We start from the raw sequence: 20,689 nt of genomic DNA on the forward strand, positions 1-20,689 counted from the left end.
CGATTGCGACATCGGTAAGTGTGTTCCGCGCCACGGTCGAGGTGGCGCGAAACAGTTTGCGACTGTTATTGGCGTTGAGGTCTTGGCGTTTCAGGCAATACAGACTCAAGCGCCAATCCAATCGCGAGCAAGTGCCGGTCTGTATACGCAGGACCATCCAGTTCTAGTCCCACCGGCAAGCCGTCTTTTGTCAGTCCGATTGGCAGCGACAGGCCCGGAATTCCCGCATTCGAACCAGGGTCGGTATTGCGAATGAATGTTTGAAAAGTCGGAACTTCCTTGCCGTTCAACGTCACATTCATGTCGGAGCCTTGGATGGGCTGTGCTGGCAGTGGTGTTGTCGGGAAGGCAATGGCGTCCAACTTGTTGGCAGCGAAGAGATCCGCATAGGCGGCCTGTAGCTGCGGGCGCAGGTCGTTGATTGATGTTTCATAAATCTCGTCTGGAATGGCCTGGTCTCCAAGGATGAGATTGTCGAACACAAATTTAACATCCGGACTTGCGACTTGGGTGGCAACGTCTTCAAGGGACTTACCGGTGTTGTTGTCTTTTAGAAACTCTGCAAGGTCACGCTTCACCTCCCAAAGGGCGATTGGAAACCCGATCTTGCTAGCAAGATCGACGATTGTGGTCGTGTCGACCGGAACCAGCGCTACACCTTCCGCCTCCATCGCAGCGAATGCCGCCTTCATCAAACGATCTGTTTCTGGGTCGATGTTCTCATTGAAGGTTGCGGGAACGCCTATACGAATGGTTTTCAGATCAGCCGCAGTTAGCGCTGCGCCGGTTCCGGTAATGATACCGTCAATCAAGACCAAGTCTTCGACAGACCGTGCCAATGGGCCGGCTGTGTCGCGGGTCTTCGAAATCGGGATGATGCCGCCTTGCGGATACCGCCCACTGCTGGGACGTAGGCCAGCCACGCCGTTGAGAGCCGCCGGAATGCGCACCGATCCACCAGTGTCAGTTCCAAGTCCTGCTGGTGCTAGGTGCCCGCCGACAGCGGCTCCTGTGCCACCGCTGGAGCCGCCGGCAAAGCGGCTCGAATCGTACGCATTGGCGACCGCCCCAAACGCGGCATTGTTGGAGGTGATGCCGAAGGCCAGTTCATGCAGATTTGTTTTGCCAAGAAGGATCGCGCCGGCCTCTTTCAATTTTGCGAGAACTTGGGCGTCTGAGGATGGAACCCAGTCTTTTAACGCAGGTGTGCCGCCGGTCGCGGGCAGTCCTTCAGCTATTATGTTGTCCTTCACCACAATCGGGACACCATGCAGCGGACCGAGCTCCGCACCGTCCTTTTGGAAGGAGTCTGCGGCTTTTGCTGCTGCACGTGCGCCGTCTGGATCGAAGGTAATGTAGGCCTTGCCGGCGTCATTGCCGGTGCGGTCTATCAGAGCTTCAACCAGTTCCAGGGATGTCATATTGCCGTCAGCGATGGCTTTTGCGGCCTCAGACGCCGTGAGCTCGGTTAGATCCGATGCGGACAGCGCTGGACCGGCGGAGAGTAGAAAAGCGAGTAGGCTCGCCTGAAAGTACCGTTTCATGGAAGGTCCCTTTGGTCATTGTTTTTGGGAGTTTCATGAAACAGCAGCGATTGTGCGGCCACATCCTCAGGATTGAGGAGGCGCTGCGGTTAATTCGCCGTGCGGGTCAATTCAGCCGAATGCCGTTGATCTCGGCAGCAAGTGTTGCCCGGCCAACTATGCCGGATTTTTGGAACACATTTCCGAGATGCGTTCGGACTGTTGTTACCGATATCCCGAGGCTTTCGGCGATCTCGGCATCCCGGTGACCGCAAACAGCCAGCCGGACAACATCGGTCTCCCGCGCTGTCAGACCGAACCGAGCAGCCCAATCCTCAATCCGCCGGTTGGGATCGGCGGCGTTCAACTGCCGTTCGAAAGCGCGGATCGAGCGTAGCGCATTGGCATAGGCTTGGCCGATTGCCTCCAGGATTTCGATGTCCCGCCGGTCAAAAGTATCCCGGTTCCGGCTGCGCCAGATGCGGATGTCGCCGATATGTGCGGCCCCCTCATGGGCATGGAAATTCATGCCGTGACAGAGCCCGTCGCGGGCGAGAAAGTCATTAAAGAACTCGGTTTTGGCGAGATCTTTCTGGGAGAGGATCTCATTTACATGAGTTGCACGGCGGCGGCGGCGCAGATTTTGGGTAATCGGGTCGCGGTACTGGTAGTAACTCTCGTATGCGGCGAGATTGGCCGAGTTCATGTTGATCGAAACACGCCCAGTGTCAGAAGCCGTCTCCGCACTCCAGACATAGGAGGCGAAATAGTCGGCCTTTAACAGATCCAAAAGCCGTTCGCCGACCCTGCTCCGCAGCTCCGGACCGTCGCCAATCCGGGTCAGATCCTGCATGATCTGAACCAGCACAGCAGTTTCGCGGGACGAAAGGGTCGTCAGCATGGCTCCTCCAACAGGGAGACTATAACCCGGCGCAGCGCGGCGGGCCAACCCTCTCCGGCTGACGGAGTAACCTGGCTTACTTCGGCATCAAGGCCCAATAGTCAAAGTCGAGAATGACACCGTCTTCGTAATTGCCCTCAGCATCTTTGAGCGGGAAATCGGCGCAAGCCCGGTTTTTGGTCGCGACGAGTCGCAGGCGGAGGGCCGCGACATCAGAGCGGCCGTCAATCTCGGCTTTGTCCAACACTTCAGACCAGGCATAAACAGTGTCACCGGCAAAGAGCGGCGCAACATGCCGTCCGCCGTTGATCCCGGCGACATGGAAAGCATTGGCGAGGCCATTGAAGGACAGCGCCCGGGCGAGCGAAATCACATGGCCGCCGTAAATCAAGCGCTTGCCGAAGCGGCTGGCCGATTCCGTATGCAGGTTAAAATGCACCTTCGCCGTGTTTTGATAAAGCCGGGTCGCCATCTGATGTTCGGCCTCTTCCACGGTCATGCCATCGACGTGGTCGATCTTTTCGCCGATCTCATAATCGTCAAAACGGAACGGCGAGCCGGACAGATCATTGTCCCAGTGGGCTGTATCGAGCAGCGGTACCGCATTGCCAAGCGCTTGTGGATCAATCGCCGCCGGCAGATCCGGGACCAGAGCATCCGGCGGCGGGCTGGCGATATCGCGTTTCTTCACCATCACCCAGCGGACATAATCAAGCACTTCGGTGCCATCGTCCGAATAACCGGTGGAGCGCACATAGACGACGCCGGTCTTGCCGTTGGAGTTTTCCTTCTTGCCTATGACTTCAGAGACGGTCGACAGCGTGTCGCCTGGATAAACGGGGGCCAGGAACCGGCCGCCGGCATATCCGAGATTGGCGACAGCGTTCAGAGAAATGTCCGGCACGGTCTTGCCGAACACCACATGGAACGTCAGCAGATCATCGGCCGGGGCATGGGCATACCCAAGAGACTTGGCAAAGGCATCAGAAGACTGAACGGCAAAGCGGGAGCCGTAAAGGGCGGTATAAAGCGCCTGGTCGCCGGCTGTGACCGTGCGCGGTGTCGGGTGTTTGATCACCTGGCCGATCTGAAAATCTTCGAAAAAATTGCCCGCGTTCGTCTTGCTCACCGATGCCTCCCAATTCATTTGTGTTGGTTGGATTAAACCTGTTTGCGCCGCACAAGAAAAGGCCCCCAAAAGGCGAAAGGAGGCCGCGTGTCAGTGACTCTGCGTTAGGCGTTGGCAACATGGGTTTTCCGGACCTGTCCAGGCGGAACGTGGAACACGCGTTTGAAGGCGCGGTTAAAGGCTGGTTCGGACCGGTAGCCGAGACTTGCCGAAATGGCAGCGATGGATTGGCTACTCTGCAAGAGCCGTGCACGGGCGAGATGCATCCGCCAAACCGTCAGATATTCGATTGCCGGCATCCCAACGAGTTCGGTGAAGCGGGCGGAGAAGGCCGAACGCGACATGCCGGCAACGTCGGCCAGCGTTTCCAGCGTCCAGCTCTCGGCCGGAGCCCGGTGGATTGCCAGCACCGCCCGGCCGATCTGCGGATCGCGGGTGGCTTTCAGCCAGCCCCTGTTGGCCTCTGGCGCGGTGTTGATCCAGCGGCGGATCGCCTCGATCACCACAACATCGGCAAGCCGGGTAATGACGGTTTCTCCGCCCGGTCTGAGCTCCCGCGCTTCTCGGGCTATGAATTGAAGCGTTCCCTGCAACCAGCTGCCGGCATCTTCGGTCCAGGTGTCGATCTTCAAGATTTCAGGCAGGAGCTGCATCAACAGTCCGCTGGCGGCATGATCAAGGCGGACGATGCCATACATGATACTGGTTTCCTCACCGCCGCCGCCAAACTCTAGCGTTTCATAAAGCTCGGTGACCTTTCGGATCGGCAACTCATCGAGCGTTAAGAGCGGGGTATTTAGATCACTTCGGAAATTGAGCTCCTGACCCTTGGTCATCAGCACCAGGTTGCCCTTTTCCACTAGAAACGGGTCACCGCCGCCGACCGTCATCCAGCAGCGCCCACCGATGATCACGGCGAAGCTCATCACATTGTCGAAGCCCGGGATCGCAACGCCCCAAGGGGCGGTAAGCCGGGACTGGCAATAAAACGTGCCGGTGAGTTTTAGAAGGTGCAGGATTTCACCAAGAGGGTCGCCAAGCGGCTGGGCAATGGCATCCGGGTTCGGCACATGTGGGGTAGCGGTCATCATCATGGGCAGGACTGTGCCACGAAGTTTCCTGTTCGTCCACATGATCTGGACGATCGGGTAAGAAGTGAAGACGTTCGAGAATTGTTCGTCTCTTTGAAATCCATATCTTCGGGTCATCGCAACAGTTAATCCGGAGAGGACCCATGCAAGACAAGACCATTCTCGTAATCGGCGCGACCGGCAAGACCGGCTCCCGCATCGCCAAATCGCTTGAAGACAAAGGTATTTCCGTTCGCCGCGGATCTCGCAGCGCGCCGGTGCCGTTTGATTGGGAGCAGCCGCAAACCTGGGGTCCGGCGCTTCAGGGCGTCTCGGCTGCTTATGTGTCTTACTTTCCAGACATTGCGGTGCCCGGCGCTGTGGAGCAGGTCGAGGCGTTCACTAAAACTGCGAAGGATGCCGGTGTTGAAAAACTGGTGCTTTTGACCGGCCGCGGCGAACATCACGCGGAACGTGCCGAAGAAGTTGTCCGCAGGTCCGGACTTGCCTTCACCATCGTCCGTGCCGCCTGGTTTGCGCAGAATTACTCGGAAGGCGCATTGTTTGAGCCTGTCATGGCCGGTGTGCTGCCGATGCCGGGCGGTGATATCCGCGAACCGATCGTTGATGTCGATGACATTGCGGCGGTGGCGGTCGCCGCGCTGACCGAGGACGGGCATGACGGCGAACTCTACGAAGTCACCGGTCCGCGTCTGATGAGCTTTGCCGATATGGCGCAGGAACTTTCTAGTGCGATCGGACGCACCGTTCAGCATTTGCCGATCTCCTTCGAAAAATTTCATGCAGAAGTTGCCCGCTCCAGCGGCGAGATGATCGCCGGTGTCATTACCGAGATCGCCCGCGAAACACTGGATGGCCGCAACGCCCATCTTACCGATGGGGTACAGCGCGCCCTTGGCCGCCCGCCGAAAGATTTCACGGACTATGCCCGGGATGCTGCGCGCTCCGGTGCTTGGTCGGCAGCTGCCTGACGTGTGTGAAGAAGGAGATCCATCATGCATATCCCGTGGTTTGACAGAGCAATCCTTGGCGTCGCAGGTGTGTCGGCGCTCGGCATCGGCCTTGCTATCACCGTCGTCCCGGCAGGCTTTTACGCCGCCTATGACATCGTCCTTGGCAGCAATCCGAGCCTTTTGAATGAGCTGCGCGCACCGGGCGCGAACCTCGCAGCGCTTGGGGCTCTCATTCTGGCCGGAGCCTTCCTGTCCGGTGCGAGCCGACTTTCCGCAGCGCTTGGTGCCACCGTATTTCTCGCCTATGCCTTCGGCCGGTTTGTTAGCATGGGTCTGGATGGCGCACCGCACAGTGGACTGGTGACAGCGCTGGTGGTTGAGCTGGTGATTGGCGGGCTGTGCCTCTTGAGTGTGGTCCGGCAGATTAATGCGGTGCGTTTTTCTCCATTCAAGCAAAGGACCACCTGACCGGGACCTACTCCCGCGGTTTGGTCCCGGCTCGGAGACCTGGACTGCACAATCAGACTGCGCCAGAACCAAAAGCGCCGCGAGGATCTCCTCCGGCGTTTTGCGGTGTCGCTTCCCGTTTTGGCGCAGGAGTGGCAGGGCGCGCCAGGCTTTGCTTTGCGCTACTTGTTCAAAGTTTTTCTTCGGCAACAGCGCGTTGCGCTCCGCCCAGGCTGTTTCTCATGGCAATGGTGGATCCGGCTGTCGAACAGGCGCTTGAATGTTGCCACCCCCGCAACGCGTCCTCCAGAGCTGCACCGCTCCAACTGGAATTACGGTCCTCAGGATCATCGACGTCGATGATGATCTGCCGAAGAAAGATTGAAGCGGGAGGTCTTCCAATCGGCACGTACAGATTGGGGTCGGGTGAGGAGAGGTGCCCCTATCGATGGACAATGAGGCCGCCTAACAAACTCTAGACCGCGACTCTCGGTCTGCCGCTTGCCTCGACCGCGATCTCGGCTTCGATGAACATGCTGCGCCCTTCAACTTCCGCGGTACGAACATCGCGGTGAGCCGAAACCTGGATGCCAACCGCCCCGGCTTCTCTGACAGCGTTGAAAGCGTCTTCCCGAAGCGCTGTTTCAAGCCGGTCCAAAGCCGCTTCCGCAGTTTCGAAATCTTCCGGGCCTGCTTCCAGATGCGCCCGGTAATATCCGTCAGATGGCGAGGTGATTGTTCCGCTGCGGCGTAAAGTGATGCGGCCAACCACGGCGCCGATGGCATTTGCAACACCGGCATGCTCCGGGAGCAGCATTCGGCATCCCAGGCGTTCACCGACGGCCGGGTAGTAAGTCGGTGCGGAGGCCCCCAATCCGACAACATCGACGTTGAGGCGCGCCTGCAGTGCGATGAAACCGGAGTGGCCGGACAGTCCGGCCCGCAACAGTTCGTGACGCGCCAGCACATTTGGGCTTTCTTCGAATCGCTCGCCTTCTTCTGTAAAGGCTGCTTCGAGCAACGTGTCCACGGTTTGCCGGGTGAGTTGGTCAATGATGATCTGCGCCATGGCTTCTGCGCTGGGCGCTAGAACTTCGCCATCTCGGCGCCTGCGCCGGGCCAGGTTTATTAGGGCAAGTCGCGCTGCCGCGCCATCCCAAGCATCGAGCAGCCCGAGAACATGGGCTGCATCAGAGGGAGACACGCCGGACACTTGCACCAATCCGCGATCGATCAGGCGGGTCAGCGCACTGCTTTCCATCCGTTTTTGGACAACCGTCGAAACCGGGCGGACACCGCTGCCAATCCGCTCCATCAGTTGCGCTTCTCGGGCCTCAAGACCATGCCCGGCCATCGCACCGCCAACGCAGCGGACAAACCGACCATCATGATCACCCGGCGTCCCGGACTGGGCCTGCTGTTCCAGAACCGGCAGGACACTGTCAGGAGCAAGGCTTGCCATCAGCGAGACGGGTAGTACCCGTTTGGGTCCTAAGCGCACACCGCCGCTCAACCCTTTGTCCAGAAGGTGAACCTGACTGTCGCCGCCGAGACCGCTGGTGCGCATGGCAACGGCCTCGACCATTGTCCGGAACGATCCGACCTGTGCGCCATCCGGGTCGATTGCCGGGCGCCCGTTGCGAACAAGGGCAATATCCGTGGTGGTGCCGCCAATGTCGGAGACCAGGGCTGTGTCCACTCCTGTCAACCAATGCGCCCCGACCACGGAGGCGGCAGGTCCGCTCAGGATGGTCTCAATCGGGCGCTGCTGCGCCTCGCTCGCGGTCATCAGCGCTCCATCGCCGCGTACGACCATCAGAGGGGCCGTTACGCTCAAGTCCAGAAGAGCGTCCTGTGCACGGCCGATCAGACAGTCGATCATGCCGACAAGTCGGGCGTTGAGCACAGCGGTCAGTGCCCGTTTCGGGCCATTCAGCTTGGCCGAGAGCGTATGTGACGTGGTGACCGGCAGGCCCGCAATCTCCGCCACCTTTTCTGCCGCAGAGATTTCGTGCGCCGGGTTTCTTGTTGCAAAACGGGCGGCAACGGCAATGGCTGTCACTCCGGGGTCCAGGGTGTTCAGAAAAGCCTCCAGCGCGTCTTCATCAAGGGGCGCGGCCTCTGTGCCGGCGTGGTTGTGACCGCCACGCAGCAGCAGCACCGGATCATCCTTCACCGCCTTGCTCAATCCGGCCCGTTCAAGATCGTTTTCCGCAAAGCCAATGGCAATCAGCGCCACCCGCGCGCCCTGATCTTCAACCAGCGCATTGGTTGCCAGCGTCGTCGACAGGGACGCCAATCCGACCGAGGCGGGATCGATTTCCGCTTGCGCCAAGGCCGACTGGACGGCCTCCTTGATGCCCTCTGCCAGGTCGTGCCGGGTGGTGAGGGCCTTGGCCGAGGCGACAACCTCGTCTTCGCCGCGCAGGATGACCGCGTCCGTATAGGTGCCCCCTGTGTCGACCCCGAGGTTGAATGTCATGTCCCGTCCTTTTGCTTTGACCGGCCGCTCTTCTGATCAGCGTTCCGATGGATACTTTTTTGCCAAGACTGTCAAACAGTTTCAGCAGTGCTTCATGAGGAGCGGAGCTCGCGGTTGGGGCATTTTAAGAGTTGCGCAGCGGACGGATTTGTACGCGGATGCCAGTCTTTTTTTGCCGGTTCGGACGACTGGATCCCCGCATAAAGCGGGGATGACCGCCGAGAGGACTTTCCGGCGGTGTCACCCCAACCCTGTCCGGATAAGTCGGGTAGATCTTGTATTTCTTGACGAATTTCTATGCTTTTCCCGGATATCTGGTTCTTCAGACATCAAACTCCGGCCACCGGTTGTTCCCGTCTCCGTCTTTGAGGTGGAGAGAGGCGCAAGATGCAGGTCCGTTCGAGTAAAGGCTCTCCAGGCTAAACCGGACAGCAATGAGCTTGATCCGGTGATCCAAATCAGGAATGAGGGCCGGTATCACTGCGATGAACGGGCGATCGGCAACGGACTGCGGTCCAGCGCCAAGTGCGCCGCGAGGTATTCCTCCGGCGTTCGGTCAAAAACTCTCCTGAAAGTCACAGGAGTGGCGGAGCGCGGAAGGCTTTCGCCTTGCGCTACTTGTTCAAAGTGTTTCTTCGGCAAAAGCGCACCGCGCTCCGCCCGGGCTGTTTCTCATGGCAATGGTGGATCCGGCTGTCGAACAGGCGCTTGAATGTCACCATCCCCGCAACGCGCCCACCAGAGCCGCACCGCTCCACCCGGGATTACGGTTCCCAGGATCATTACCACCGGACCTGCCAGGAAAGACCGTTACCTCTTTCCCCCAGCCCCCAGAAACATCAATGTGGCGGCCTGTTCCCTTCCGAAGGGCGGTCCCCCGGAAAGCCCGGTTAACAGGCACGGGAGAAGTATACGGGCAGTGGGGAGGGGCGTGGATAAGATTTATTGTGGTGTCAGAAGGGGCAACTAACTTCGGTTGTCATCCCCGCCTGCGTGCGGGGATCTATTGGTTCCTGAAATGTTTGGGATTGGATGGAGAGTGGCAGTCCGGGTTTGAACAGCAAATCACCTACGGCGGATGGTGAGCTGTGGATTGGATCCCCGCACAAGGCGGGGATGACCAAAGTGGGAAAGGCGGGGCCTTGACTACAACCGCGGTCGTCACCTTGGACTTGTCCCGGCGGTCTCCCATTTCCAGTGCAAAAAGGAAAAGGCGCAGCCTGACTGCTCCGACTGACGTCATCCCCGCCTCCGTGCGGGAATCCATTGCGCATCCAGTTCGGCGTCGGTCTACCGATTCAATTCTTCATACAAATCTCGCCACCCCGGATTGTCTGCTTCAATTGTCCGGATTTTCCATGCCCACGGCCATCGTTTCAGCCGTTTTTCCCGGCGGATGGCGTCTTCCGTTGTTTCAAAGACTTCGTAGTAGAAAAGCCTGGTCACGTCATAGCGGCGTGTGACGCTATCCGCCTGTTTTTCGCGATGTTCATGGATGCGGCGCGCGAGGTTGTTGGTAACCCCGGTGTAAAACGTCCCGTTCTTGCGGCTCACCAACAGGTAGACATAAAACGCCATCCGCCATAGTGAGCGCGATTGGATCCCCGCACAAGGCGGGGATGACCGCTGCGGGGAAGGTGATGGCCTTATCACAGCCACAGTCATCAGCCCCTGAATTTGTCCTGACGACAACCATTTTCCAGAACCAAAGGGAAAGGCACAGTCTCACCGGTCTGACCGGTGTCATCCCCGCCTTGTGCGGGGATCCATTGGTGCCGTTTGCACTCGATCAGCAGGTTTTAGGTGGTTGCGTGGGGTCTGAACAAAAACATGCTCGCAAAGTGGTAACCGTTGCAGCCAGATTATCGTAATCGACCCACTCGAAATATCGCTGAAGAACGTTGAATGAGACTGTTTTTTGGTCACCAAATTTTTCATTCAGCGCATTAGTTGGAACTGCACAAAAAACCCACTGGCTTGCATCCCAATGATTGGCATCGATTTCAGGATTGTTGTGCATCGCAAATATGTAAACGTTGCACAGCCGCTCTGGGGTATCCAAGACGACGGTTAGGTTGTCTTCCTCAAAATACTGTTTTTGTTTTTTTATGTTGTAACTCAAAGTTTTGGATTGTCCCCAAACTTGTCTTTTGGCTGCTTGTTTTACTTGTATCGTGACTGGTCCCGAGACTATATCCGCATAACCCCAACCACCAGCGTGTTCGTACCGATTACCTAACGCCTCTAGAACAATTAGTTCGGCGACTTCGCCTCTGTGGGTATTGTCAATTAAGTCGCCGTTGCGCATCAGTGCGAAGAGTTTGTCTTTTAAATCTTCAGGAGTAATCATTAGTTGACCTTTTCTGAAGTCGATAGATCGAAATTGTATGTCGCCCGGTCACCAGGATAGGGTGATTTCCTGCGTTTCGGGAAAGGGTAAACAGCATGAGCAATAAAACAAAAAACCCGGATCTTTCGACCCGGGCTTTTTAATCACAAACTCAAAAACGCTTAGGCGCTTTCTTTGTTGGCGGCGCGTTCGGCGCGTTTGCGCTCGTGCGGGTCCAGAAGTGCCTTGCGCAGGCGGATGCTATCCGGGGTCACTTCCACCAGCTCATCGTCGGCGATGTAGGAAAGCGCGGCTTCCAGGGTCAGCTTGATCGGTGTGGTCAGCTTGACCGCATCGTCCTTACCGGCAGAGCGGATGTTGGTCAGCTGCTTGCCTTTCAGAACGTTGACTTCCAGATCGTTGCCGCGGGTGTGTTCGCCGACAATCATGCCCGGATACACCTTGGTGCCTGGATCGATCATCATCGGGCCGCGGTCTTCCAGGTTGAAGAGGGCGTAGGCGACCGCTTCGCCGGTGCCGTTGGACAAAAGCACGCCGGTGTGGCGGCCCTGGATCGGACCCTTGTAGCCTTCATAACCGTGGAACAGGCGGTTGAAGATGGCAGAGCCGCGGGTGTCGGACATCAGTTCGGCCTGGTAGCCGATGAGACCGCGGGTCGGGGCGTTGAACACCAAACGGGTGCGGCCGCCGCCGGACGGCTTCATTTCCAGAAGGTCCGCTTTCCGTTCCTGCAGCTTCTGAACAACGGCGCCGGAGAATTCTTCATCCACGTCGATGATGACTTCTTCGATCGGCTCAAGACGGTTGCCGTTTTCGTCCTGCTGGAAAACAACCTGCGGACGGCCGACGCCAAGCTCGAAACCTTCGCGGCGCATGTTTTCAATCAGGATGGCCAGCAGAAGTTCGCCGCGGCCAGAGACGGTGAAGGCGTCCGGCTCGTCGGTTTCTTCGACTTTCAGCGCAACGTTGCCTTCGGCTTCCTTCATCAGGCGCTCACGAATGACGCGCGACTGAACTTTGGAGCCTTCGGTGCCGGCGAGCGGGCTGTCGTTGACGCGGAAGGTCATGGAGAGCGTCGGCGGATCGATCGGCTGGGCCTGCAGGGCGTCGTCGACATCCGGCGAACAAATTGTGTCGGCAACGGTCGCCTTGGTCAGGCCTGCGATGGAGACGATGTCACCGGCTTCGCCCTCATCGATCGGCTGGCGCTCAAGGCCGCGGAAAGCGAGAACCTTGGAAATCCGGCCTGCTTCGATCTGCTTGCCGTCGCGAGACAGCGCCTTTACGGCCATATTCGGGGTCGCGGTGCCGGACACAATGCGGCCTGTTAGAATGCGGCCGAGGAACGGGTCGGACTGAATGGTGGTTGCCAGCAGCTTGAAGGAACCCGGCTCAGACTTCGGTGTTTCGACCTTGTCGAGAACCATCTCAAAGAGCGGCTCCATGTTGTCCTGAGGACCTTCCGGCTCGAGAGCCATCCATCCCTGTTTGGCGGACCCATAAAGAACCGGGAAGTCGAGCTGATCTTCGTTGGCATCCAAAGACGCAAAGAGGTCGAAGACTTCATCAAGCACTTCGTCGGCGCGTTGTTCCGGCTTGTCGATCTTGTTGATCGCAACAATCGGCTTCAGGCCAAGTTTCAGCGCCTTGCCAAGCACGAATTTGGTCTGCGGCATCGGGCCTTCGGCAGCATCGACCAGGAGGATCACACCATCCACCATGTGCAGGATACGCTCGACCTCACCGCCGAAATCGGCGTGACCCGGAGTGTCCACAATATTGATACGGGTGTCTTTCCACTCCAGCGAGGTGACCTTGGCAAGAATGGTAATGCCGCGCTCACGCTCGATGTCGTTGCTGTCCATCATCCGTTCTTCGGTGCGCTGGTTGTCGCGGAACGCACCGGATTGCTTCAATAGAACGTCAATGAGTGAGGTTTTGCCGTGGTCAACGTGTGCGATGATGGCAATATTTCGCAAGTTCATGAGTTGGGCTCCAAAAGACATGAAGCGGGCCCGTTAAGAGCCCGCAGCACGTCTGGATAATAATTTCCGGGATCGGCTCATTTGCCGAATTTGGCGCCTTATATACGCGCAGTGCGACAATTGTGCAATGCAGTGGCAGTTCTGCTCATTGACAGAAGTGCGGCTGCACCCTAGATAGTAAGGTATCCTTATTAAATTGCTGTTATCTGGTGGGTTATGACCTTACCTCCCCCCAATGTGGGCGTGACAATGCTGATCGTTGATTTGGCGCGGATGCTCCGCCGCCGGTTTGAGGCTGCCTTGTCGGATGTCGAGACGGGATTGACCGTTGGAGAAGCGCGGACGCTGTTTTATGTCTGGCGAATGCCGGGCCAGCGGCAAGCTGTGCTGGCTGATGCCATGTATGTCGAGCCGATGACCCTGGTCGGTTATCTGGACTCGCTGGAAAAGGCGGGGTTGATCAAACGCTGCCCGGACCCATCAGACAAACGCGCGAAGTTGATTGAATTGATGCCGGAAGCTGACCCGCTTCTGGAGAGTATAAGTGTCGCCCTGGAAGGTGTGCGCACCAAGGCGCTGGAAGGTGTAACCGGTGAAGACCGGGCAACTCTGGAACACCTTCTTCAGAACATGAAAGACAGCCTGTTCCTGCAATCGGCCAACGGGAAGGGCAAATGACGGAACAAGCGTCCATGATGAGTGCGCGCAGGACCGCGCTTTTGGGCGCCGGCCTGGTGGCTGTCGGGCCGATATCGATGGCGCTTTACACGCCAGCGATGCCAACGCTCGTAGAGGTGTTCGGCACGTCCGATTCTGCCGTCAAACTCACGCTGACGTCCTATTTTGCGGGCTTTGCGGCCACACAGCTGATTTGTGGCCCACTCACCGATGCTTTTGGCCGCAAGCCTGTGACCATCCTGTTCCTCGGCATCTATCTGGTGTCGAGTGTGCTTGCGACTTTCAGCCCAACAGTGGAATTCATGGTTTTTGCCCGCGCGCTTCAGGGTGTCGGGGCGGCGATCGGCATTTCCGTGTCGCGGGCGCTTGTACGCGATCAGTTCACGGGGCAGGATTCGGCGCGGATCATGAACACGATTGCCATGATGCTGGCGCTTGGGCCGGCGCTGTCGCCGACCATCGGTGGTTTTGTGCTGGAGCTCTTCGGTTGGCGCGAAGTTTTCTGGTGCATGGTGATCTATGGCCTGGCTTTGATGGCAGCCGTTACGGTTTTTCAGGTGGAAACCAACCCTAATCCGGGCAAACACCACCTCAATCCGCGGCAGCTCGGGATCAATTACCTGGCTCTCATAAAAGATCCTCGGTTTTTGGCGCCGGCACTTTTGATTGGCTGCGGCCTTGGCAATATTTATGCATTGGCAACGGTGTTACCGTTTGTCCTGATTTATAAAGTTGGTTTGACGCCGTCCGAGTTTGGCCTGACCATGATTTTGCAGTCCGGGTCGTTCATTTTGGGGACGGTGATTACCGGCCGTTTGTTGAAAGTAACTGAAGCGCATCGGCTTGTGCCCTTCGGCTTGGTGATGCTGATTGTCGCGTCCTGCGTCATGTGTTTTCTGACACTCACACAGCCGCTCTCCATCACCACCGTGATGGCCCCGGTAGGGCTGTTTGTGTTTTCGCTCGCCTTTGTGCTGCCAGCCAGTTTCACCGAATCCATGGCGCCCTTTCCGCATATTGCCGGCGCTGCAGCCTCCATGCTTGGGTTCCTGCAATTTGGCGGCGGGGTGGCTGCGAGCTTGATTATCGCTCTGGTAGGCGACCCGGTCTTGGGGCTTGCCCTGGTGCTTCCTGCAATGCCGGTTCTCGGTGTCGTGAGTTATCTGGTGCTCAAAAGCCAGAGTTCTCAGCATGCGGCTGCTGAATAGCGGCTCAAATTGTTCCAGTTCCGGCCTGGTGCTGCCGCTGCTTGACCTTGGCTATTGAAGCGGGCATTCAGTCAGTCCTGAGTTATCAAGGAACTGAGAATGGCCAAGGCCGCCAGCTACGCTCTGCCAACACGCCGCGCCCATGTCATGGGTATTTTGAACGTCACGCCGGATTCTTTTTCTGATGGTGGCCGCTTCAGCGCGGCCGATGTTGCGCTTGAGCATGCCAAATCCATGATCGCAGAAGGCGCGGATCTTCTGGATGTCGGGGCAGAGAGCACGCGTCCCGGGTCGACACCGGTTGAGCTGGATGAAGAATGGGCGCGCCTTGCGCCAATCCTCGAGCCCGTAATCGATTTGGGCATTCCCGTATCCATCGACACGTATAAAGCGGAAATCGCCCGGCGGGCCGGATCCGCCGGGGCTGCATTGGTCAACGACGTTTGGGGCTTGCAAAAAGATCCGGCGATGGCTGATACGGTTGCAGAGCTGGGTCTTCCTGTGGTGATGATGCACAACCGGGATGAGGCGGACGCCGGAATAGACATCCTTGCCGACATCGACCGGTTTTTTGAAATCTCAATGTCTTTGGCCGATCGCGCCGGTATTCCGCGGGACAAACAAATCCTGGATCCAGGTTTTGGATTCGGCAAAACCATTGATCAGAATTTCATCATCCTGAACCGGCTGGAAACCTTGAAGAAACACGGGCTTCCGATCTTGGCTGGTGCCTCGCGGAAACGGATGATTGGGGCGGTTCTTGGTGTCGAAACGGATGAGAGGCTGTTTGGCTCGATGGCCGTGCATATAACAGCGATCCAGAATGGTGCCAGCATCATTCGGGTTCACGATGTACGTCCACACGCCGATTGTGTGCGTATGCTGGAAGCAACACGTTTGGAACGGAATCCAGCCTAGTATGACATCTGAAAACATAATTTCAGCTTCCGCCAATGCCCCGACACGATGTGCCTTGGGGCTTGGATCCAACATTGGCGACACGCTTGCGCATCTCGAGAAAGCACTGGAACTTTTAGATGCAAGCGATGGGATCAATGTTGTCGCGCGCTCGTCTGACTACAAGACGCCGCCATGGGGACCAGTTCCGCAAGATGATTTCAGGAATATCTGTGTTTTGGTCGATACGGTTTTATCGCCGCATGCGCTGCTGAAACGGTGTTTGTCGATTGAAACCGAACTGGGGCGGGTTCGGGAGATCCGCTGGGGTCCGCGTACCATCGATGTTGATGTGCTGATTTACGGGTCGGAAACGGTTAGCGATCCGGATTTGGAGCTGCCGCACCCGCGAATGAGTGAACGGGCCTTTGTATTGATTCCGCTTGCCGAGATCTGGCCGGATGCGCCGCTTGGAGCTGGAGTGACAGCAGCAGAGGCTCTGAAAACCTGTCCTGATCAAGACGGTGTTGTAAAAATTGTTGGCTAAACGCATCTGCAAGTTGGCTCAAATCCACCTTGTTTTTCGCACCGGAGCATTAGATGCGACAGGCTCTAATTGTGTCTCAGCGGTCACAGCTGTAAATAATTATTAAGAATTTGGAACAGATGCCTTTTGGAGGCTTGCTTAGCGCGGTTGGTTGATTAGTGTGGCATGGAAACCACGTGGATCGAACAGGGGGCACTGATGATCCGTGTAATAAATGCAGTTGGATCAACGTGTCTGGGCCTTTTGATGGCATCCGCCGTACAAGCGGCTGATCTGTCCGGAAACACTGGTCCGCGCCATGAAGTCCGTGGCGGGGTCATGTATCACGACACGATGAACCGGGAATCCGGGGTTGATCTCAACGTCGAGTATTTGAGCCGGTTTGCCGCTTTCGATCTTTTTGTCCCTGTTGTTCAGTGGCGGGCCACGTTTCGTCCGCATGTCGGCGGCAGCCTGAATACAGCGGGCCATACCAGCTTTGTTTACGGCGGCTACAGCCTGACTTTAGATCTAACGGACCGCATATTCGTCGAAGGCAGCTTCGGCGGCATGGTCCATAATGGTGTGCATGTCAGTGCGGACAGAAGCCGCCTGAGCCTTGGCTGTAATGTCATGTTCCGCGAGAGTGCGTCTGTCGGTTTTCGGATCAACGACCAAATCAACGTGTCTGCCATGGTTGAGCACGGCTCCAACGCCGGATTGTGCGAGGCCAACAACGGCATCACCAACGCTGGTGTGCGGGTCGGTTATACGTTCTGATTCGGTAGGGCCAAAACTCAAGAAACAGTTTTCTAGTCAGACAAGCTTTACAAAGCTTTCCATGTGAAATCGTGCCTGATCGGGAGTTTGGGCGACGTCTTCGCCGATTGGACAAGCGTGACGGGCCAGGCAACCGGCCCAGCAGGTGGCGTCCGGAGTATCTCTTAGATAGGCCAGGCAGCGCGGGACGTCGTAGCCGCCTTTCAATGAAATGGCATTCACGGGACATGCACTGAGGCAAGGTTTTTCCTGGCAGGCGCCGCAAGGTCCTGGCGATCCCAATTTTTTAGAAGTTTCGAAGTGGTTTGGCGAAACAAACGCAGCCCGCAGTCCCACCCAGGGACCGTATTTAGCGTGTGCCAAAAGACCAAACGGGCTTTGTGTGAACCCGCCGCACTTCAGGGCCCAGCGTTGAATGGGATAATAAGGCGGCCCGTCGAAAACAAAGAGTGGCGTTAAGCCAAATTCGCTTGCAAGGCTGGTGAGAACCCGCCGGGTAAACCGGTCCATCGGATCGGATTTTCCGTCGTTGGCTTCAGGAGTTTTGCGGTAGCTTTGCCAGAAGGGCCGGCCGGCGCTGCCGATCATGAGGACCGTGCGGGCCAGTTTTCCTTTTTTTGGTGCCGGCACCTGGTCGTCTTCATCCGGGTGGAAGCCGCCAAGGGACAAAAAACCCGCTGCGCCCAGCTTTTTGGAAAAGCGGGTTGCAGCGGGAAGATCCATGATTTAGCCGAGCCGGTTGCGCTTGGCGAGCGTGCGCAGGCGCAGCGCGTTCAGCTTGATGAAGCCGGCAGCATCTTTCTGGTCGTAGGCGCCCTGGTCGTCTTCGAAGGTGACCAGCTCTTCGGAGTAGAGCGAATACGGTGAAGCGCGGCCAACAACGATAACGTTGCCTTTATAGAGCTTCAGCGTGACGGTGCCGGTGACATGCTCCTGGCTCTTGTCGATCAGGGCCTGCAGCATCTCGCGCTCCGGAGAGAACCAGAAGCCGTTGTAGATCAGCTCTGCATAGCGCGGCATCAGCTCATCTTTCAGGTGGCCAGCGCCACGGTCGAGCGTGATCGATTCCATTGCCCGGTGGGCCTGAAGGAGGATGGTGCCGCCGGGCGTTTCATAGATGCCGCGGCTCTTCATACCGACAAAACGGTTTTCGACCATGTCGAGGCGGCCAATGCCATTGTCGCGGCCATAGTCATTGAGCTTGGCAAACAAGGTTGCCGGAGACATTTTTTCGCCGTTCAGGGAAACCGCATCGCCCTTTTCAAAGCCGATTTCGATTTCGGTGACCACATCCGGGGCTTTGGTCGGGTCGACGGTGCGCTGGAAGACGTATTCCGGTGCTTCTTCGTTCGGGTCTTCCAGGACTTTGCCTTCAGATGATGAGTGCAGCATGTTGGCGTCGACCGAGAACGGGGCTTCGCCAAGCTTGTCTTTTGGAACCGGGATCTGGTTCTTTTCTGCGAAATCCAGAAGGTCGGTCCGCGACTTGAACGACCAGTCACGCCAAGGTGCGATCACCTTGATGTCCGGGTTCAGCGCATAGGCCGACAGTTCGAAGCGAACCTGGTCGTTGCCTTTGCCAGTGGCGCCATGGGCAATGGCGTCGGCGCCTGTTTCTTCGGCAATCTCGATGAGACGCTTGGAAATCAGCGGTCGGGCGATAGACGTGCCGAGCAGGTAAACCCCTTCATAAACCGCATTGGCGCGGAACATCGGGAACACGAAATCCTTGATGAACTCTTCGCGCAGGTCATCAATATAGATTTCCTTGATGCCGAGCATTTCGGCCTTTTTGCGCGCCGGTTCCAGTTCCTCGCCCTGGCCGAGATCGGCCGTGAATGTCACCACTTCGCAGCCGAATTCGGTCTGCAGCCATTTCAGGATGATGGACGTGTCGAGGCCGCCGGAATAGGCCAGCACGACTTTCTTGATATCACCATGCGCCATTTAGGGAAGGTCCAGTTCGTGTGTTTTTGCGGAAGAGCCGCATTGTTGAAAATTTGCGGCAATTTAGCCGGTTCTTTGGGCCGCGCAAGCCCCCGAAACGGTCAATCATGCGGCTTTTTGGCATGAGACGAGGATCGGGCAACAGATTGTCCAAAATTGATAAAGAGACTTGCTTTTGGATCTTTGGCGTCTGAGGGTGTTCTGAAACGTTAATTCATCGGTTTCGGGTGCCGACGCGGAGGGGCAATGGGCCTGATTGATTTCAAACTGGACAGCTATGATTACCTGACTTTTTTTATCGGGGTTCTGGCGGTCATCGCGTTTTTCTATGTGATGATCACGCTCGGCGGTCTTCCGGGAAAACTCGCGGAAAAGCGCAAGCACCCACATGCGGATTCCGTCAAGTTGGGTGGCTGGATCGGGCTGTTCACCGTGTTTCCTTGGATCCATGCGCTGATGTGGGCCTATCACGACAGTCTGACCATCGATATACGGAAACTGCCGAAGGGGGCCGAAATCACGCCGGAACCTGAGGGTGACACAGGGCTGGCGGCCAGTGCATCTGTTCAAGCCGAAGGGGTGTCTGAAGCGACAGAAACTCAAAAAAATGCTGGTGAACCAGGAGGCGCTGCATGACCATCGCGCTTCTTATTGTCGCCGTTTATGCGATCGTCTGCTGGGTCGTCTTTTACAAATACAAACTTTTGAAATTTAACATTGTCTGGGGCGTGGTGACGTTCTGGGTCGGTTTCCATGTCTTGTTTTTGCTGGTGGTTTTCCTGCGCTTTTTTGCCCCTTACACCATCGATGGCCATGTGATCCGCCAAACGGTTCAGATTGCGCCGCGCTTGCCGCATCCAACAATGCTCCAGGAAGTTTATGTTGCCCAGAACCAGGCGGTGAAAAAGGGCGACAAGCTCTATCAGTTCGAGACGACGCTTTATGCAGCGCAGCTTGCCGAGGCCGAGGCCAATCTCGTCGGGGCGCAGCAAAATGCGCAGATCCTTCAAGAGGATATTGCGCAAGCCCAGGATGCTCAGGCAGAGGCGGAAGCCAATGAGAGTTATGCGGCGGAGCAAGTCGCCCGGTATACGAACCTCGTGCCACGTGGCGGTGCCAAACAGGAAACATTGGACAAGTGGACTGCGCAGTTGGCGGCCGCAAAGGCCCAGGTCGCGGAGGCGGCCGCCAATGTGACAAAGGCGCAACTGGCGGCGGATGCTCAAGTGGACGGGGTGAATGCCCAAGTCGCTGCCGCGCAAGCCCAGGTGGATCAGGCGCAGTATTATCTGGACCAGACGACCATTTATGCGCCTGAAGATGGCAAGATTATCAGCCAGCAAGCGCGGCCGGGTCTTGTGGTCGGTGGGTTCCGGATCGGTTCCATTGCGGCGTTTGTCGCCGATGCCGATCCCTATTTCTTGGCGACCTTCTATCAAGAGCATTTGAAATTCGTTGAGCCGGACCAGCCGGTCGAGGTCGCGCTGGATATTTATCCCGGTCAGGTGTTCACCGGTAAAGTGAAAGCCATCTGGGAAGGCACAGGGCAAGGGCAGATTAAACCGAGCGGAAATGTGCCGAATTTCCTATTCATGAGCCCGCAAGGCCGGTTCGCGGTGGAAATTGTCTTGGATGAGGATCCTGCCTTGAAGCGGTTCCCAGGAGGAGCGCATGGCGCAGCCGCGATTTATACGGGCGGCGGCGGCGAATGGGTGTCGGTGTTGCGGCGGGTAAATATGCGCCTTTACGCTTGGGTCAATTTCATCATTCCGTTTGATGTGTAGGTAATGCC

The 20,689-nt window shown here is 57.3% G+C and carries 19 protein-coding genes; 9 read left to right on the plus strand and 10 right to left on the minus strand.

What is annotated here, in order from left to right:
- Window positions 1-65: 65 nt before the first annotated feature.
- From iaaH to FJ695_RS06275, 4 genes are all read right to left on the minus strand, one after another.
- A complete protein-coding gene (iaaH, locus tag FJ695_RS06260) occupies window positions 66-1,544 on the minus strand; it encodes an indoleacetamide hydrolase (RefSeq protein WP_141184642.1) in 1,479 nt (492 codons plus the stop codon).
- A gap of 106 nt (window positions 1,545-1,650) precedes the next feature.
- Complete coding sequence (locus FJ695_RS06265; RefSeq protein ID WP_209010940.1) at window positions 1,651-2,424, minus strand: LuxR family transcriptional regulator; 774 nt, start codon at window positions 2,422-2,424, stop codon at window positions 1,651-1,653.
- A 76-nt stretch (window positions 2,425-2,500) separates the two neighbouring features.
- A complete protein-coding gene (locus FJ695_RS06270; RefSeq protein WP_141184643.1) occupies window positions 2,501-3,553 on the minus strand; it encodes a MaoC family dehydratase in 1,053 nt (350 codons plus the stop codon).
- A 104-nt stretch (window positions 3,554-3,657) separates the two neighbouring features.
- The gene (locus tag FJ695_RS06275; protein ID WP_247653798.1) at window positions 3,658-4,761 is read right to left on the minus strand and encodes an AraC family transcriptional regulator; all 1,104 of its coding nucleotides are present in this window, start codon (window positions 4,759-4,761) and stop codon (window positions 3,658-3,660) included.
- A 26-nt stretch (window positions 4,762-4,787) separates the two neighbouring features.
- On the opposite strand from FJ695_RS06275, the gene FJ695_RS06280 reads away from it, so the two are divergent.
- Window positions 4,788-5,615 carry an NAD(P)H-binding protein gene (locus tag FJ695_RS06280; RefSeq protein WP_141184644.1) on the plus strand — a complete coding sequence of 276 codons (828 nt, stop codon included), beginning with the start codon at window positions 4,788-4,790 and terminating at the stop codon, window positions 5,613-5,615.
- Window positions 5,616-5,639: 24 nt separating this feature from the next.
- Window positions 5,640-6,065, plus strand: coding sequence for a DUF4345 domain-containing protein (locus FJ695_RS06285; RefSeq protein ID WP_141184645.1), 426 nt, complete (start codon window positions 5,640-5,642; stop codon window positions 6,063-6,065).
- A gap of 454 nt (window positions 6,066-6,519) precedes the next feature.
- On the opposite strand, the gene FJ695_RS06290 is transcribed toward FJ695_RS06285, so the two are convergent.
- The 4 genes from FJ695_RS06290 to typA form a co-directional block, all read right to left on the minus strand.
- The gene (locus FJ695_RS06290) at window positions 6,520-8,526 is read right to left on the minus strand and encodes a hydantoinase/oxoprolinase N-terminal domain-containing protein (RefSeq protein WP_141184646.1); all 2,007 of its coding nucleotides are present in this window, start codon (window positions 8,524-8,526) and stop codon (window positions 6,520-6,522) included.
- A gap of 1,290 nt (window positions 8,527-9,816) precedes the next feature.
- On the minus strand, window positions 9,817-10,104 hold the full coding sequence (locus tag FJ695_RS06295) for a GIY-YIG nuclease family protein (protein WP_141184647.1): 288 nt from the start codon (window positions 10,102-10,104) through the stop codon (window positions 9,817-9,819).
- 211 nt (window positions 10,105-10,315) lie between these two features.
- Complete coding sequence (locus tag FJ695_RS06300) at window positions 10,316-10,876, minus strand: hypothetical protein (protein WP_141184648.1); 561 nt, start codon at window positions 10,874-10,876, stop codon at window positions 10,316-10,318.
- 161 nt (window positions 10,877-11,037) lie between these two features.
- Entirely contained in the window at window positions 11,038-12,861 is a 1,824-nt protein-coding gene (gene typA, locus FJ695_RS06305; RefSeq protein WP_141184649.1) for a translational GTPase TypA, read from the minus strand.
- Window positions 12,862-13,077: 216 nt separating this feature from the next.
- Here typA and FJ695_RS06310 point away from each other — a divergent pair, with 216 nt between their 5' ends.
- The 5 genes from FJ695_RS06310 (at window position 13,078) to FJ695_RS06330 (ending at window position 16,950) form a co-directional block, all read left to right on the plus strand.
- Window positions 13,078-13,539 carry a MarR family winged helix-turn-helix transcriptional regulator gene (locus tag FJ695_RS06310; RefSeq protein WP_141184650.1) on the plus strand — a complete coding sequence of 154 codons (462 nt, stop codon included), beginning with the start codon at window positions 13,078-13,080 and terminating at the stop codon, window positions 13,537-13,539.
- Window positions 13,536-14,747: a multidrug effflux MFS transporter gene (locus tag FJ695_RS06315; protein ID WP_141184651.1), complete on the plus strand. Its 1,212-nt coding sequence runs from the start codon at window positions 13,536-13,538 to the stop codon at window positions 14,745-14,747. Before FJ695_RS06310 ends, FJ695_RS06315 begins: the two co-directional genes overlap by 4 nt.
- A gap of 99 nt (window positions 14,748-14,846) precedes the next feature.
- The gene (folP, locus tag FJ695_RS06320; protein WP_141184652.1) at window positions 14,847-15,665 is read left to right on the plus strand and encodes a dihydropteroate synthase; all 819 of its coding nucleotides are present in this window, start codon (window positions 14,847-14,849) and stop codon (window positions 15,663-15,665) included.
- A 1-nt stretch (window position 15,666) separates the two neighbouring features.
- Window positions 15,667-16,191: a 2-amino-4-hydroxy-6-hydroxymethyldihydropteridine diphosphokinase gene (gene folK / locus FJ695_RS06325; protein WP_141184653.1), complete on the plus strand. Its 525-nt coding sequence runs from the start codon at window positions 15,667-15,669 to the stop codon at window positions 16,189-16,191.
- A gap of 198 nt (window positions 16,192-16,389) precedes the next feature.
- Window positions 16,390-16,950 carry an acyloxyacyl hydrolase gene (locus tag FJ695_RS06330; RefSeq protein ID WP_247653799.1) on the plus strand — a complete coding sequence of 187 codons (561 nt, stop codon included), beginning with the start codon at window positions 16,390-16,392 and terminating at the stop codon, window positions 16,948-16,950.
- A 36-nt stretch (window positions 16,951-16,986) separates the two neighbouring features.
- Here FJ695_RS06330 and FJ695_RS06335 read toward each other — a convergent pair whose 3' ends face one another.
- A complete protein-coding gene (locus FJ695_RS06335) occupies window positions 16,987-17,673 on the minus strand; it encodes a hypothetical protein (RefSeq protein WP_141184654.1) in 687 nt (228 codons plus the stop codon).
- Window positions 17,674-17,676: 3 nt separating this feature from the next.
- Entirely contained in the window at window positions 17,677-18,897 is a 1,221-nt protein-coding gene (locus tag FJ695_RS06340; protein ID WP_141184655.1) for an argininosuccinate synthase, read from the minus strand.
- A 246-nt stretch (window positions 18,898-19,143) separates the two neighbouring features.
- Here FJ695_RS06340 and FJ695_RS06345 point away from each other — a divergent pair, with 246 nt between their 5' ends.
- Window positions 19,144-19,533, plus strand: a complete 390-nt coding sequence (locus FJ695_RS06345; protein WP_141184656.1) for a DUF3302 domain-containing protein — start codon at window positions 19,144-19,146, stop codon at window positions 19,531-19,533.
- Window positions 19,530-20,681, plus strand: a complete 1,152-nt coding sequence (locus FJ695_RS06350) for an HlyD family secretion protein (RefSeq protein WP_141184657.1) — start codon at window positions 19,530-19,532, stop codon at window positions 20,679-20,681. Before FJ695_RS06345 ends, FJ695_RS06350 begins: the two co-directional genes overlap by 4 nt.
- The last annotated feature ends 8 nt before the right edge of the window (window positions 20,682-20,689 follow it).

Source organism: Labrenzia sp. PHM005 (assembly GCF_006517275.1).
Classification (GTDB): domain Bacteria; phylum Pseudomonadota; class Alphaproteobacteria; order Rhizobiales; family Stappiaceae; genus Roseibium.